Source organism: Devosia sp. Root413D1 (assembly GCF_001425235.1).
Classification (GTDB): domain Bacteria; phylum Pseudomonadota; class Alphaproteobacteria; order Rhizobiales; family Devosiaceae; genus Devosia_A.
Genome location: NZ_LMEA01000007.1, coordinates 122754 through 137467, shown reverse-complemented (window position 1 = coordinate 137467; position 14714 = coordinate 122754). Strand labels below are relative to the sequence as shown.

Sequence of the window (14714 nt, the reverse complement as noted above, 5' to 3'; positions counted from 1 at the left end):
TGACGGCGCCGCCTGCCCAATATGTGGCGGGCGGCGCTTTTCATCGTGGGTTCAGGTAGGTACCGTTAGAGCGCGGTAGAAAACTGCGCTTAGAGCTCTGTTGCTTGGCCCACAGCGCGCTTTCCGAATGAAAGCGAAATTGTACTTTGTCCAAGAAGCGTTCCTTAAAAGATTCTGCAGTAGGCCCGCGCCCGAACAGTCGGGGGCTCGTCCGACTTCGCCGCTCCCTTTCAGAAAGTGTGGCCGTGGTCTCTGCAACTGGTGTTGATGCACCCGCCGATCTGGGTGCGCGTTTTTCATCCGTCCTCGCCAAACTCGATGGCCGCAAGGTCAGCGCAGATGTGTTGTTCGAGACGTTAAGACTCGAAACGCTGGACTGGGGCATCGACAACAATGTCGAGACCTCCGCCGTCGCGCTCGAGGAGAAGCCGGTCACGGCAGGCGACGAGCGCTAAGTCATTGCACCGCGATAACTTCGCGTAGCGCAGCCGCGCCGCGGGCCGCCGCACGGCCCAAAATGCGTCAATAATTTGGCAACGCCCATTGCCGGACGCAAGTTATTGCAAGTTCACATTGTTCGAAACCGCACATTCGCCATCCCTGGCGCTCGATTCCCGCTGATCTGACAACAACATATCGACACTTCGCACTGTTTCGCACAATTGTCGGTTGTTTGTCGAAAATGCAACAACACCCTGCATTTACCGCCTTGTTAAGGACTCCAGGGACGAGTCCACCTAAACTCTTCGCTGCATGGGGCGTCTTTTCGCTCTATTATTGGAGGGTTGACTATGCGGACGAGATTCTTAGCTCTCGGTGCGACCTGCGTTTTTGCCACTGGCGCGGTTGCGGCCGATCTCCCAATCATCGAACCGATCTATTCCACCCCGCTCTACGACTGGAATGGGTTCTATGCCGGTATCAACGCAGGTTATGGCGGCGGGGTATTCAAGCATCCGTTCCAGATCATCGGGCCCGAGCCCGTTGAAGAGGAACCGGCACCGGCACTTGTGCCGCCCGGCCCCGGCGAGATCATCTTTGCCACCGGCTCGGCCGACGTCACGGCCGGCGGCTTCATCGCCGGCGTGCAGGCCGGCTACAACTGGCAGTGGAGCGAGAACGTCCTGCTCGGCATCGAGGGCGACATTCAAGGCTCATCGATCGATGGCCGCGTCTCGCTCAGCATCACCGACGAAACCGGCGAGTTCCTGCCGCCCGGTGAATCCGCCGACTTCGACCTCGGCACCCGCCTCGACTGGTTCGCCACGCTCCGACCCCGCATCGGCTGGGTGAACGATCGCTTCGTGGTCTATGCCACCGGCGGCCTCGCCTGGGGTCAGACGACTTCGTCGATCAACGGCACCATCGTGGGGCAGACGGTCATAGACGAGTCGATCACCAATGACCGCTTCGGCTGGACCATCGGCGCCGGCATCGAGTATGCGCTGACCGACAACATCACCTTCAAGACCGAGTATCTCTACACCGACCTCGGCAGCGAACAGATCGTCGATGCCGATTTCGGCGACGGCTTCAACTTTTCTGCCGACAGCGATGTGGCGTTCCACGTCGTTCGCGCCGGGCTCAATTTCCAATTCTGAGACGTGGGCCAACTGCCCCTCGGTCATCCGGCCGAGGGGCTCTTTGCCGCCCGTCTCTCAGTCCTGCGGCTGCTTACGCACAAGCGAGTCGAGAAAGGCCTTGAGGGGCGCTTTCCAGCTCGCTTCACGGCCTGCGGTAAGCGCCAGCGCATGGCCGTCGCCGCGCACGGCCGGCAGCAGGCGATACTCCGCATCCCCACCTGCTGCGACAAAGGCATCAACCATGCGGCGCGACAGTTCGGGCGCGAAGTAGGTGTCGTTCTCCGCGTAGAGCCAGAGCGTCGGGATCCGGGCCGTCCGGCCGTAGGCAGCGGCTGCGGCCACCAGCTTATCCGGCGCGCAATTGTTGTACGCTTTGTTGCGCTCGCGGCCGCCGCGCCCCCCGGAAAAGTCTACCACCGCAGCAACCCCGGCTGGGTTGTGGCTCGCCAGCGCCAGCGCAGCCCAGCCGCCGGCCGAGTTTCCGACGATCACAATACCACCGGGCTCGATGAACTTCTGCGCCTGCATGAAGTCTACCGCACTCTCTATACTACTGGCGGCAGCAAGTCCGGCGCGCTCGAAGTCCGGATTACCGCAAGCCCCCTGCCCCTCGAGGTAGCGCCCGCCAGTAATGCCGTGCCCGGGCCGCTGCGGCAGCAGCACAGCATAGCCACGCGCCACCAGCCAAGCCGCGAGCGCCGGGAATGACGGCATCGCCACCCTGGCCCGGCGCGCCCGGTCTTCGTCTGAGCCATGGTTGATCACCGCCAGCGGAAACGGGCCGTCGCCCGGGGGCCTGTAGAGGTAGGCGTGCATAAGCACGTCCTTGAGGGGGGATGGCACCAGCCAGAGTTGCTCGCGTTGCGGCCCTCCCTCGGGCCCGGCCGGACCGGCGCGAAGGTCTCCGGCTGCTTGGCTAGCCAGCGGGCTCCAAACCGGTAGAGCGACCGTGAGTATCGCGACCACAAGGACGGAAACTATCACTCGATGGATGCCTGGCATACCGCCCTCCGCCGCCCACGGCCACTCTGGCACCGTCTCGCCGCCGCGGCGACGATGGCGAGGCGCCACCGTATCAATTTCGTGACGATCGAGTCGTCAAACAGACGATCTTGATTCGCTTGGAGTCAATCTCATGCGAACAGCCGACGTGATGCAGATGAACTACATCTCTCTACATGATAACGCTATCCATCGTCTTGGAGTCTCTGCAGTTGTGGCTCACCTGCAACACCGCGAAGACTCCAGACGGAGTCCTTGAACGAGTTGTTAGACTCTCCTTGCTGTAATCGTGGAGTCCACCTAAGCATTTCGCTATCGCGTGGTAATCGGCCACAGGCGCCCAAAAGACGTTTGGCGTCGTCGGCACCAGAGGGACGGGGGACTGCATGTCGTTTATGGCAAAGCGCAAGACAACGAAGGGTGCTCGCGGGGCGGGGCGGCGCGAATTCAAGGTAATTCACGCACCGCGGACCAAGCGCTCATGGCTTCTGGGCAGTACTGCATTGATGGCAGGCGCGATGGGCGGGGCGCTGTTCGGCATTACTCCGGCATTCGCCGCGGCCTGCAACGCCAACCCGAGCACTTATTACACCTGCGCCGGTCCGGAAACCAACGCGGTGACGCTGGCGCCAAACGGTGACTTCCAGGCGGACCTCGGGCCGAACCCGAATTTCAATCCCTTCGTTCTGAGCGTAAACGACCCCGGTGCCGCCCTCACCATCCAAGCGGACGGCTACTCGACCGACAACGATGGTGTCCGCCTCTATCCCAATTCTTCCATCAACAACGAAGACGGCGTCGGCGTTACCATCCTGAACCCGGGCGAGCCCGGCGACCCGGTGACGTTCCGGATCGAGAACTGGGAAGACTCAGAATTCAGTGCGGCGAGCGTTACTGGCGGCACCACTGGCATCTTCGTCGGCAACACCGGCTCGAATCTGAGCCACGTTCGCATCGAAAACAATGGTCACGTTCAGGGCTTCGACGGGGCGGCGATCGAAGCCACCGGGGGCAACGAAGACGGCGCGCTGATCTTCGAACTGCAGAACCACAGCTATCTGTCGTCGATCGGCGCCATCGACGGCGTCTACGTTCATGACGACATTACCTGGACTGAGATCAGCAACGGCAACGGCCTGATCGCCGGCTTGACCAGGGACGGCGTCCGCATCGTCAACGTCGACAACGACACTGACCACAACGCTGTGCAAATCAACAACAACAGCGCTGGTGTCATCGCCGGCTACGGCAATGGTATCTATGTTTCGGATGTGTTTGGTGTCACCGAGGGCGACAACGGCAACGTCCAGATTAACAATGACGCGTTCTACGACTGGATGGGAACTGACGGGGATCCGCTCGACGATGTCTACCAGCGCGGCGGCTTGATCACCGGCGTTAACGAGGACGGTATTTACGTTTCCGATATCGGCGGGGAGTTGAACATCAACAATGCCGGCACGCTCGGCGATATGTTCGACTTGAGCGTCCTCGACCCTCAGGTTTGGAACAGCGAAGACGGCCTGCTGGACAATGGCTACCTGTTTGGCGGTGTCGCTGCGGAGATGGGCATCTGGGGCCAGCAAAATGGCGTCAGGGTCTACAATGTCGACAAGACCGTGAACATCAACAACGGCAGCTTCACCGATGAGTTCGGTCGTGAGATCGGCGGCGGTTTGATTGTCGGCGTCAACGAGGACGGCGTTCACATCTACGGCGTTGAAGGCGTCTATCGGGAAGAAGGCAGCAATAGCTGGTATCAAGCGGTCAACGTCAACAACAGCGACGGCCTGACGTGGGGCGGGGATGACGGCGTGTATGTCAGGAACGCCGACGGCAACGTCAATGTCGATAACTGGGGCGGTACGATCTTCGGTATCGAGGATGGCGTCCAGATCGACGACACCTGGAGGGGTGACGCCTTCGTCGGCAACGGCGGCGGACGGATCCAGGGCTTCTATGGCGATGCCATCAAGATCAGGGATGTCGACTCGTCCGGGATCTACGGTGGATGGGCGGGCGTCGCCAATGGCGACTTCGGCGGAAACACGGACCCTGAAAGCGAAGACTTCAATCCGAACTGGGGCACCGATGGCGGTCTGATCTGGGGCGCCGACAGGGCAATCAATATCGAGTCCGAGCGCGCCTGGATCGGCAACGGCGTTGGCGGCATCATCGTCGGCGACGGCGACTGGCAGCAGCCGGTGATCCGGCTTGAAACCTCCAATGACGAAGGCGCGGGAGGTGACATTGTCAACCTTGGCCTGATGACCAGCGGCAACATTCCGTATTTCGAGCGCGGCTGGACAGCGCCAGACGCCAAGATTGTTCCAGCTGATCCTCTTGATGCGGCTGACATCGAGCAGCTCGAAACTGATTACGCCGATGTTACAGACTTTGTCTGGAGCGGCGGACAGGCGGGCGACATCGGCAATCTCGACCTCTACGCCGATGCCGCCTCCGACATGCTGATGTGGACGCGTGGCGGCCGGACCTACACCGAAAACTACGGGGTGATGATCGGTCGTGTGAACATGGACGGACACACCGGCGACTGGCCGGACGTCGATGGCAACAGCATCAAGAATTTCGGTACCTGGCTGGTCACGGATAACGGCGAGTGGGGCACCGAGATGCACGGCAGCTCCAACGATGAGATTCAGAACGCTGGCCTGATCCAGACGGCGTTCGGCTGGGACACCTACGAGACGGCCAACTTTGGTGGGGTAAACAACTTCACCAACGGCGGTTATTACGACGATGGCTTCCACGCCGAGGCCGGCCTGCTCAGCATGATCGATGACGGTACGGGCGACTATACCTGGATCGACCATAACTTCCGCGGCGCCGAGGATGGCAGCCTCACCAGCTTTGTGGGCCTCGACGTGAACTTCGGCCCGCAGACCACCGCCATCGATGAGATGGATCCGTCGACGTGGCGTGGTGACTATCTCAATATCTATGACACGATCGAGGGCTCGACTGGCCTGATCATCAACAAGGTTGGCTCGACGGGCACCGATCTTCTGGGCGACAGGATCTATGTTGCCTATGCCTCGTGGGACAACAACAACCCGGACATGATGTGCGTCGATCGAGCTTGCGCCGAAGGCGACACGATGTACATCGACGCCGCATCCGAGGGTTACATCAACGTCAATGGCGTCGGAGCCATCCAGGACGGCTTCTATGCCTGGTATCTCTACGAGGAAGAAGGCCTCATGGCGCTCACCGACGCGCCCTCTGAAACTGCCATCGACCCGGACTTTGTGCTCGAAAGCGCTTGGGCGCCTCAGGCGGCGCAGTTGCCGACGCTGATCACAGCCGCTCAGAATATCTGGCACGATACAGCCGGCGTGGTTGCCGATCATATCTACGGCAATCACTTCCCGCTTTCGGGCAGTGGCGGCGCCGGTGCCGATCTGCCGGTGGGCGAACTGCCGGTTGCTCCGGATGCTGCTCCGGGTGCCGCGGTCTGGGCCAAGGTCACGGGCAATTGGACCGACCAGAACACCGAGGTCACCCAGGACATCCCGCCCGGCGCTCCGGTCACTATCGACACCAGCTTCGTGCAGAACACCTTCTCCATCCTCGGGGGCGCCGACTTCCAGCCGATGGGCGGTGGGGAGGATGGCCTGCGGGCTGGCGTGTTCGGCGGCTATGTCGGCTCGAACCTCGATTTCGACAGCTACGGAGCGGCCGCGGACTATAGCGGTGGCGTGATTGGTGCCTATGCTGCCTTCACCAGCGGCGGCTTCTATGCCGACGCCGAGGTCAAGGCCGACCTGCTCAACGTCACCTACACCGCGCCGATCAGCCCGGGCTTCGAAGTCTCGGGGGCCTCGACCAGCGTGGGTATCCTCGCCAACACGGGCTATCGCATGGAGCTCGGTGACAGCGCCTTCTTCGAGCCGATCGCGTCTGTGGCCTTCGTCTCGACCCAGCTTGACGGTTTCGACGCCGGCGGCGCCTCGGTCGAGTTCAGCAACGGGACAAGCCTGCAGGGCGGCATCGGTGCCCGTGCCGGCGTGACACTCGGCACCCCGGGCGACACCACCACCGAAATCTCGGTGATGGGCAAGATCTGGAACGAGTTCGAGGACGCGAACCAGATCACCATCAGTGACGGCATCAACAGCACCACCTTCAGCGACGGCATCAGCGGTGTCTTCGGGGAACTCAGTGGCACTGCCACTGTGTACAGCGCCGACCGGAGCTTCTCAGCCTTCGGCTCAGCGGGTGTGAAGTTCAACGAGGACTTCACCTCGGTCGACGCCAAGGCAGGCCTGCGCAAGGGCTTCTAAGGCTACCTCCAGAGCCAATCGAAGGGGCCGGTCGCAAGACCGGCCCCTTCTCCTTTAGGGAGGCGCATTCGGCGCTGCTTGTTGGGCTGCAGAGGAGAACGGGAGCGGACCTCCTCGCTGGACCCGCGCATCTCGAGGACAGCCCCACGACGAACCTGCGGGCCCATTTCTTTCCACAGTCGCTGGCTGGTCGGCTCGGCGATCCGATTTGACAGTGAGGCGCGCTAAATCGCCTCCCGTCGTGTCACTTCTGCCAGGACATGTGCTGCCGTGCCGAAGGCATCCAGGTGCGAGCGCCGGCGCGCTTCGTGTTCAGCACCGTCGATGGCACGCAACGGCGCCTGAAAATCCGAAGAGAAATGCCAGGTATTACCGCCAGGATTGAGCTCCAGCACATAGAGCCTGTCGGTGGCGGCATCGCGGATAATGTCGCAGCCTTGCAACGGCGCCTCGGGGACCGCCCGATAGGCGGCTCGCGCCAGCGCCACAACGTCCGCGCGATAAAGGAAGGTCTTGGTCTTGCCCAGCAGCACATTCATCGCAATGGGCGCGGCCTCGATTGTTTCGTCCGCGCTTGACAGGTCGACCCGGTTCTCGGCAGCCTCCGACATCTGGCAATAGAGCGGCTCACCAAACAGCGTCAGCACCCGATAGTGGGGCATGCGCGGGCCTGAATTGATGAACTGCTGCACCACCATTGGACCACGGCGTCCCGGATGATCCTCGGGATAGTCTTCCGGTTTGATGTAGCGCACCCGCGTGGTTCGCATCAGCTGAATGCCCTTGCCATGCGACGAGGTCGAGATGTCGGTGGGTTTCAGTACCACGAACTCCCCCCACTTCGCGGGGTCGAGCTTGGTGTCCGGTTGCAGCAGGGTACTCATCGGCACACGTACCCCACCGGCCGCGAGGCGCATCAGTTGCTCGAACTTGTGGATCAGACGGCCGTGATAGACTTTGCCGCGTTCCGGGACAAAGGCGCGAAGCGGGCCGGCCGAGAACACCAGGCTGGGCAATGTCGCGGCCCGCTTCTGCAGCTCGGGCTCGGGACGATCCGCGCGGATGATGAACACCCCGGTCGCCGGATCGATGCGACGCACCATTTGCGCTATCTCGTACCAATCACTCAGAGCCTGCCAGCCCGGCTGATGCACGATGACCAGATGACGTTGTAATGCCGGCTGGAAAGTTCTCGTCGGCACGACCGGTTCTAGCGCTGACTCCGCTGCCGGCTTACTTTTCGCTCGTGCCACCTTGCGCCCCTACGAGTTATCCCCATTCGACAGAACGATTTCGCGGCGGATGTCCTCGTCGACTACAGCGTATCTCACTTGCCGGTCGGTGCGAGAATGAAGGAATCCAACGCGTCACACGCTCCTGAAATGCTCAGATCGCTTCACGGCGCGTGACCTCCGCCAGCACGTGCGCGGCCGTGCCGAAAGCGTCGAGGTGCCAGCGTCGCTGGTGCTGCATTTCCGGCCCCTCGAATTCTCTGACGTCAGCCTGAAACGACGAGGAAAAGTGCCACGTATTCCCGCCAGGGTTCAACTCGAGGATGTAAGGTAAACCGGTTCGCGCATCGCAGACGATATCGCAGCCCTGCAGCGGCACTTCGGGAATGGCTCGATAGGCGGCGCGCGCCAATGCCGCAATCTCGGCCCGAAACACAAAGCTCTTCCGCTTGTCTTCCTGCGACAGTCCCTGATTGGCGATAACTTCCGCCTCGATCCGCGCGTCGGTGCTGTCCAAGCCGATCCGGTCGAGCTTGCTCTCTATGTACTGGATGTAGAGCGGCTCGCCGAACAGTGTGAGAATCCGGTAGAGCGCGATGCGCGGGCCCGTATCGATGTATTTCTGCACGAGCATCGGCCCCCTGCGGCCGGGGTGATCCTCAGGGTAATCTTGGGGTGGAATGTAGCGAACGCGCCGAGTGCGCATCAGCTGAATGCACGCGCCATGCGATGAGCTGCCAATGTCAGTCGGCTTCACCACGACGAACTCACCCCACAGGTCGGGGTCGAGCCTGGTGTCGGCCTGCAGGATGGCGGTCGGCGGCACCCGCACTCCTGCTCGATCGAGGCGAAACAACTGCTCGAACTTATGGATCGGGCGGCCGTGATAGACTTTGCCCCGTTCTGGCATAAACCTGCCGAGCGGCCCAGCCGAGAATACGAGGCTCGGTAGCGTCGTAGCCTGTTTCTGCAGCCGGGGGTCGGGACGATCGGCACGGACGATGACGACGCCGGTTGTCGGATCGATGCGGCGCACCATCTGCGCAATCTCGTACCAGTCACTCAGAGCCTGCCAACCCGGCTGGTGCACGATCACCAGATGACGCTGCAGCGCCGGCTGCAAAGACCTCGCCGTCTCGACGACCGACGCTGCAGCAGGTTCTGCCGCCGGCTTGTTCTTCGATCGTGCCATGTTCGCGCGCTGCCAGTTGTCGGCGCACGATACGGCAAAATTCGCGGCTAGAAAAGTCGCTGATTACAGTATATCTCAAAGACTTAGACGGCATTATGGTAATACCGGACTTGCGCTTTCATCGTCATTCTGTACATCCTGCATGTCAGGGGCGTGGAAACGAGGGAACGCAGATGGGACTGCGCAGTTTTCTGTATATCGTGGCCGTGGCAATGAGTTTTGCTGCGGCTCCGGCCTCGGCGCAGGAGCCGGTTCTCGGTGGCGAGGCCGATACGGCACCGGCGCCGACCGCGCAGTGGAGCGGTCGCTGCGTTTCCGATGCCCGCGCGTCGGGCGCCGAGTGCACGATGATCGTGCGCGCCTTCGTGGGCAGCAACCGCCAGGTGGTGGGCACCGCTTCGTTGAGCTTTCCGCCCGACGGAGCCGCGCCCAGCCTGCAGGTTTCAGTGCCGCTGGGTATCTATCTGGGGGCGGGGATCGGCTTCAACATCGACGGAGCAGCGGCGCAGCAGCTGGAACTGCAAACCTGCGACCGTAGCGGCTGCTATGGCAGCGGCGCAGTTTCACCCGAGACGCTCGCCGCGATGCAAAACGGGCAGAAGCTCAACATCGTGTTCCAGAGCATGAGCAAGCAGTCGGTGACCCTGGAGATGTCACTGGTCGGGTTCACAGCGGTCTATCAGAAGCTGAAGTGATGGGGCACAGGGCCGTCGAGCGCGAACACCACAGCGCCGGACGACACGGGACTTGAACGCGAGGGACCGGTCGCCAATGCCACGGGTACCGAAAGTCGAGCCACAGTTCGACGACGATCCGGACAGCGAGGAACTTCCGCGCCGCCATGTGATCGACAATCACCCGCCACGTCGAAAACGCCCTTGGCTTGCATGGCTCCTCTCGATCACCTTTGCCTTGGTGCTCGTCGTCGGGGCCGCCGTCGGCTACCTCCTGTGGAGGCAATCGCTTCCAACTGTTGCGGCTGTAGACGCCACTCCGGCCGCAGCGACTGACCCGACGCCCTCAGCTATCCCGACGACTGCACAGGACACCGCCCCCGTTGCCGCGAGCCCAAAGGTCGAGCAGATCAAGGACTGGTTCGTGATCTGTCCGGCCGATGCCGGGACTGCCTGCTACATGGAGCAGCAGCTTTCCGCCAAAGAGTCCAAAGGGATAGTGTTCGCGTGGACGGTGTGGCGTGATGCCGAGGGTGTCGTCCACGCCGCCTGGCGCACGCCCGCCGATGTCGCAGCCGATCGCGGCCTGACCCTCGATATCGGAGACGGCAAGCTTCGCACCGTGCCATTCGCCCAATGCGGCGCCGGCAAGTGCGTCGTTCAAGCGATCCTTGCGCCGGATTACCTGAGCAAGCTCGATACTGCGGCGAAGATCTCCGCCATCGTCGTCCCCACCACAACCGGCAAGCCGGTGAGGTTTGTGTTGAGTTCCAATGGCTTCACTGAAGCGTTGGCGCGGCTTGGCGCGACCAGGTAGTCGGCCCAGTAGCACCTGCGCCTGGGCTCAGCCGCCGGCCTTGATGGCGGCCAGTGGTGGTTGAGGAAACGCATCCGGCAAGGCCTGAGCCAAAGCTCGGCCCGCACTCCGGTCAGTTCGACCGTCAGCACGGTGGACTGAGCAGCGCCGTCACGGTGTCGGGAATGATTTCGGCCGCGGTGGCCTCGGTCAGGCGACCGGCCCGAACCTCGGCCGCCCCGGCGTGCAGGATCGTGTGGAAGCAAGCGGTCAGCCACTCGATCGGCTGATCGACGCGAAAACTTCCCTCTGCCTGGCCCCTGGCGATCAACGCGGCGACGCGCGCCATCGGCTGATGATGATGGCTGCGGATGCGCTCGGATGACAGCGCCACCTCCGCTGCTCCCAGCAACGCGTGTGATTCCGCCACGATCCGCCACGAGCTGCGGACGAGCCGCTCCATCGCCCGCCGCGCGTCGCCGCTGAGATCGACCGCCGACAACTCTGCCTCGGCCTTGGCCATGGTGCGCTCGAACACCGCGTCGATCAGTTCCTCCCGCGAGGAAAAATGTCCGTAGAGCGTCACCCGGCCGACTCCGGCCGCCTGAGCGATCTCGGCCATGCTGGCGGACGGGTTGAGCGCGAGACAGGCCAACGTCGCATCCATGATCGCGTCTCGGTTGCGCAGCGCGTCAGAGCGCCTCGCACGTTCACCGTCGGTAGTCGACATCGTCAGCCCTTTACTAAATCAAACACTGATGTATACGTTCCATCGTTAACTCAAACATACATGTTCATGTTAGGAACGTCCATGAACCATCACCTAGCCGCCGAAGCCCACCATCCCAGCGCACCGGAAGACGCCCCCGCGTCAGGTCGCTGGTTTGCCCTGGCTTTGCTCTGCCTCGCCCAGTTCATGCTGATTCTCGATGTCACCGTCATCAATGTCGCACTGCCCGATCTCAGCCGCGACATCGGCCTTCCTCCAACTTCCGCCGCCTGGACCATCGCCGCTTATGCCATCCCGTTCGCCGGCCTGATGCTGTTGGGCGGTCGATCCGCGGACCTCCTCGGCTCGCGACGTGTCTTTATGGCTGGCCTGATCGTTTTCACCGTTGCCTCGTTCGCCGCGGGCTTCGCCACCGACGCGACCATGCTGCTCGCCGCCCGCGCGGCGCAGGGTGTCGGCGCCGCTTTCCTGTCCCCCTCCGCACTCTCGACTGTGACCCGCCTGTTCACCGGCCACTCGCGCCATCGCGCCCTGGCGATCTGGGGCGCCATCGGCGGCTCCGGCGCTGCGGTTGGCGTGCTGCTCGGCGGCCTGCTCACCGCCGGTCCGGGCTGGCGCTGGATCTTTTTCGTCAACGTGCCAATCGGCATCCTCGTTGCCATGGCGGTACCGCTGGTCGTGCCGGCCGGCCGCGGGCTTGGTGACGGCAAGTTCGACGTGATCGGCGCGATCCTGGCGACGCTCGGCACCGCCAGCCTGGTCATCGGCATCACCCAAATCGGCTCGCTCGGCAATGGGATGCTGTTTATCGGCGCAGCGATCGTCATCCTCGGGGTCTTTGCAGCGGTCGAGAGCTTCGCAGCCAAGCCCCTGGTCGATCTCCGGCTATTGACCCGCCGGCCGATCCAGGCCGGAGCACTGCTGATGCTGGTGGCGACCGGCCTCCTCGTCGGCGCCTTCTTCCTGCTTTCCTTCGCGTTGCAAAGCCGCTTCGGCTGGACCGCCCTTGATACCGGCCTCGGCTTCCTGCCTGTCGCCGTGGCAACCATCGTCGGCGCCCACCTTGCCGGTCATGCTGTTGGCCACCTCGGCGCCCGGGTCGTCGCTGTTGCCGGGCTCGTCATCGCCGCCGCGTCGCTGGAATTCGCGACGACCGCGCTTGGCTCGCCCATGCTGTTGATCGCCTCGGTGGCGACGACTGCACTCGGACTAGGCACCGTATTCGTCAGCGCGACAACGACAGCGATGGCGCATGCCGGGCCACATGAAACCGGCGTCGTCTCCGGTCTCGTCAACACGTTCCACGAGCTGGGGGGAGCAATGGGCGCGGCCATCCTCGCGGCGATCGCGGCCGCAAGCCTTGCCGCGCCGTCGATTGCCAACGGCTTTATCGACGCGCTGACGCTCTCGGCCATTGTCGCCGGCGCGACGGCCGTGCTGGCGATCATCGTGGTGCCCGGCGGCAAGCCCGCCGCCGACGCCCCGCGTTTCGTTCACTAGGCTGTCAGTCGCTACAGTTGCCCCTCGGCCCTGCGGCCGAGGGGGTTGTTCAAGCCCTCACCGTCGGTGATCAGCTTCCCGCTGCCGTCACGTAGCAACCGCCGCCGTCGGCCTTGATGGCGGCGCAGATGGCGTTGGCGCGTTCGAGCGAAGGGGTCGGTACCTGGACGCGGTAGACGTTGCCGGCGGTCTCGACCTCGGGTTTGGCTTCGCCGAACAGCGTGCTCCAGCGGCCCTCGACATAGGCGCGCGACCGCTCGGCCTCGGCTGCGTCCGACTGGCTCGACAGGTGCACGATCGCCGCGCCACTGCTGCCCGGCGCCTCCTGTGGCTGTTCAAGGGCCACCGTGATGCTCAGCGGATCGCCGCTCAGGATACCGAACTCGGTCAGTTCGGCCGTGCTGAACACGTACATGTCGTCGGGTGGCGTGCGCAGCATGTGCGAGATGACCTGCTGGTGGACGCCGAATTCCTCGAGCGCATCGAGCACATCGCCGAGCGTCGTCTGCGCCAGCACCAGGTCGGCAACCTCGGCCGAGATCTGGTGCACGCCGAGTTCACCCTCGGCCTGCCGGTCGATGCCGGCAAAGAAGATATAGGCACAGGCCGAGTAGCAGCCCATGTCGCGCGGCACGAATGTGGTCAGCCCGCGCTTGTGGATTTCGTCGGCCATCTTCAGCGCTGAATCGACCGAGCCGCCGGGGCTGTTGAGCGCCACGATGCGAACGTTGGGGCGGGCGGCGAGGGCGCGGTCGAACTCGGACGACGTCTGGTCGGTGATATCGGCGTTGAGGAGGATCAGGTCCGGCTGATCCTCGGGCAGGACGAAGGCGCCGCGGGGTGGCGCACCGCCGGTGCCCTCTGCCTTCTTCAGCTCATCGGGCGGCGGCAGGTTGCCGAGCGGGGTGAAGTGCGAGGCGATGTAGACGGAGGTGACCGCGCCCTCGTGAGCGTAGTCCTTGCCCCAGGCGAGCGAGTAGCCGACTGCTTCGCCGGCGGCGCTGACGAACATGGTGTAAAACGAATAGTCGCCGATCTGCCCGGAGACGACGAACCGCCCTGCCCCGAAGCTGCGATAGGTGACGGTGCGCTCCGGATCGGGGCTGGTCATCACGTCGAACAGCGCCTCGAACGACTGGTCGGCGAGCGAAACATGCATGGTTTCGAGCGAAAACTCGCCATCCTCGCTGACGTAGGAAGTGCCGGCATCGGTCGGGTTGCGGATCGATAGCAGGCGCAGTGGGATCATCATGGCGACATGCGCCGGAGTGTCGCTGACCAGTTCGATGCCGAGCCTGCTATCGACCTTTCCGGCTTGATCGCGCAGCGCGCGGCGTTCGAAGTCGGTGAGAACGCCGGTCGTGGCCCTGCCCTGGTTCTTCTGGAACGCGGCGATGGCGTCGAAGGTGCCGCGGCCGAACTGACCATCGACCAGGTATTGGTAGTATCCGAGCAGGATCAGGTCGGTCTGGGTGGCGGAGCGTTCCTCGTCGCTCAGGCGTTCGAACCAGAGCTTCGAATCATCGAAAGAGGCGTGCGCGGCAGCGGTCGATGCCCACAGGAGCAGCAGCCACAACAGGAGCCGGAACGCGTTGCGCATGAGATACTAGCCAATCAACCTGACCGGCATTGTCGCATCGATCGGAGGGCGGCGCCAGCCGATGGCGAGGTGTTCACAGGAAGTGTGGTGGCTGTGTCTCA

At 63.1% G+C, this 14714-nt stretch carries 11 protein-coding genes; 6 read left to right on the top strand and 5 right to left on the bottom strand.

Going from position 1 to position 14714, the window contains the following annotated elements; genetic code table 11:
* The first annotated feature begins 245 nt into the window (after positions 1-245).
* Together ASC89_RS05510 and ASC89_RS05505 are read left to right on the top strand one after the other, a co-directional pair.
* Complete coding sequence (locus ASC89_RS05510) at positions 246-455, top strand: hypothetical protein (protein ID WP_156384517.1); 210 nt, start codon at positions 246-248, stop codon at positions 453-455.
* A 336-nt stretch (positions 456-791) separates the two neighbouring features.
* A complete protein-coding gene (locus tag ASC89_RS05505; RefSeq protein WP_055995601.1) occupies positions 792-1601 on the top strand; it encodes an outer membrane protein in 810 nt (269 codons plus the stop codon).
* A 57-nt stretch (positions 1602-1658) separates the two neighbouring features.
* Here ASC89_RS05505 and ASC89_RS05500 read toward each other — a convergent pair whose 3' ends face one another.
* Positions 1659-2399, bottom strand: coding sequence for a S9 family peptidase (locus ASC89_RS05500; protein ID WP_162247907.1), 741 nt, complete (start codon positions 2397-2399; stop codon positions 1659-1661).
* Positions 2400-2971: 572 nt separating this feature from the next.
* Between ASC89_RS05500 and ASC89_RS05495 the strand changes: the two genes are divergently transcribed.
* Positions 2972-6889, top strand: a complete 3918-nt coding sequence (locus ASC89_RS05495) for an autotransporter outer membrane beta-barrel domain-containing protein (protein WP_082533194.1) — start codon at positions 2972-2974, stop codon at positions 6887-6889.
* A 224-nt stretch (positions 6890-7113) separates the two neighbouring features.
* Here ASC89_RS05495 and ASC89_RS05490 read toward each other — a convergent pair whose 3' ends face one another.
* On the bottom strand, positions 7114-8091 hold the full coding sequence (locus tag ASC89_RS05490) for a hypothetical protein (protein WP_156384516.1): 978 nt from the start codon (positions 8089-8091) through the stop codon (positions 7114-7116).
* A gap of 184 nt (positions 8092-8275) precedes the next feature.
* Complete coding sequence (locus ASC89_RS05485) at positions 8276-9313, bottom strand: hypothetical protein (RefSeq protein ID WP_055995589.1); 1038 nt, start codon at positions 9311-9313, stop codon at positions 8276-8278.
* Positions 9314-9486: 173 nt separating this feature from the next.
* On the opposite strand from ASC89_RS05485, the gene ASC89_RS05480 reads away from it, so the two are divergent.
* Both ASC89_RS05480 and ASC89_RS05475 read left to right on the top strand, forming a co-directional pair.
* On the top strand, positions 9487-10008 hold the full coding sequence (locus ASC89_RS05480; protein WP_055995586.1) for an invasion associated locus B family protein: 522 nt from the start codon (positions 9487-9489) through the stop codon (positions 10006-10008).
* Positions 10009-10084: 76 nt separating this feature from the next.
* A complete protein-coding gene (locus ASC89_RS05475; protein ID WP_055995583.1) occupies positions 10085-10804 on the top strand; it encodes an invasion associated locus B family protein in 720 nt (239 codons plus the stop codon).
* Between the two features lie 124 nt (positions 10805-10928).
* Here the strand turns inward: ASC89_RS05475 and ASC89_RS05470 are convergent, their stop codons facing one another.
* Positions 10929-11513, bottom strand: a complete 585-nt coding sequence (locus tag ASC89_RS05470) for a TetR/AcrR family transcriptional regulator (RefSeq protein WP_055995581.1) — start codon at positions 11511-11513, stop codon at positions 10929-10931.
* Positions 11514-11594: 81 nt separating this feature from the next.
* Here ASC89_RS05470 and ASC89_RS05465 point away from each other — a divergent pair, with 81 nt between their 5' ends.
* A complete protein-coding gene (locus ASC89_RS05465; protein WP_055995579.1) occupies positions 11595-13013 on the top strand; it encodes an MFS transporter in 1419 nt (472 codons plus the stop codon).
* 70 nt (positions 13014-13083) lie between these two features.
* Here the strand turns inward: ASC89_RS05465 and ASC89_RS05460 are convergent, their stop codons facing one another.
* Positions 13084-14613, bottom strand: a complete 1530-nt coding sequence (locus tag ASC89_RS05460; RefSeq protein ID WP_055995576.1) for a peptidoglycan-binding protein — start codon at positions 14611-14613, stop codon at positions 13084-13086.
* Positions 14614-14714: the final 101 nt, after the last annotated feature.

Coding starts and splice junctions, on each gene's coding strand:
- ASC89_RS05505 (WP_055995601.1), top strand. CDS start 792: ATGCGGACGAGATTCTTAGCTCTCGGTGCGACCTGCGTTTTTGCCACT.
- ASC89_RS05500 (WP_162247907.1), bottom strand. CDS start 2,399: ATGCACGCCTACCTCTACAGGCCCCCGGGCGACGGCCCGTTTCCGCTG.
- ASC89_RS05495 (WP_082533194.1), top strand. CDS start 2,972: ATGTCGTTTATGGCAAAGCGCAAGACAACGAAGGGTGCTCGCGGGGCG.
- ASC89_RS05485 (WP_055995589.1), bottom strand. CDS start 9,313: ATGGCACGATCGAAGAACAAGCCGGCGGCAGAACCTGCTGCAGCGTCG.
- ASC89_RS05480 (WP_055995586.1), top strand. CDS start 9,487: ATGGGACTGCGCAGTTTTCTGTATATCGTGGCCGTGGCAATGAGTTTT.
- ASC89_RS05475 (WP_055995583.1), top strand. CDS start 10,085: ATGCCACGGGTACCGAAAGTCGAGCCACAGTTCGACGACGATCCGGAC.
- ASC89_RS05470 (WP_055995581.1), bottom strand. CDS start 11,513: ATGTCGACTACCGACGGTGAACGTGCGAGGCGCTCTGACGCGCTGCGC.
- ASC89_RS05465 (WP_055995579.1), top strand. CDS start 11,595: ATGAACCATCACCTAGCCGCCGAAGCCCACCATCCCAGCGCACCGGAA.
- ASC89_RS05460 (WP_055995576.1), bottom strand. CDS start 14,613: ATGCGCAACGCGTTCCGGCTCCTGTTGTGGCTGCTGCTCCTGTGGGCA.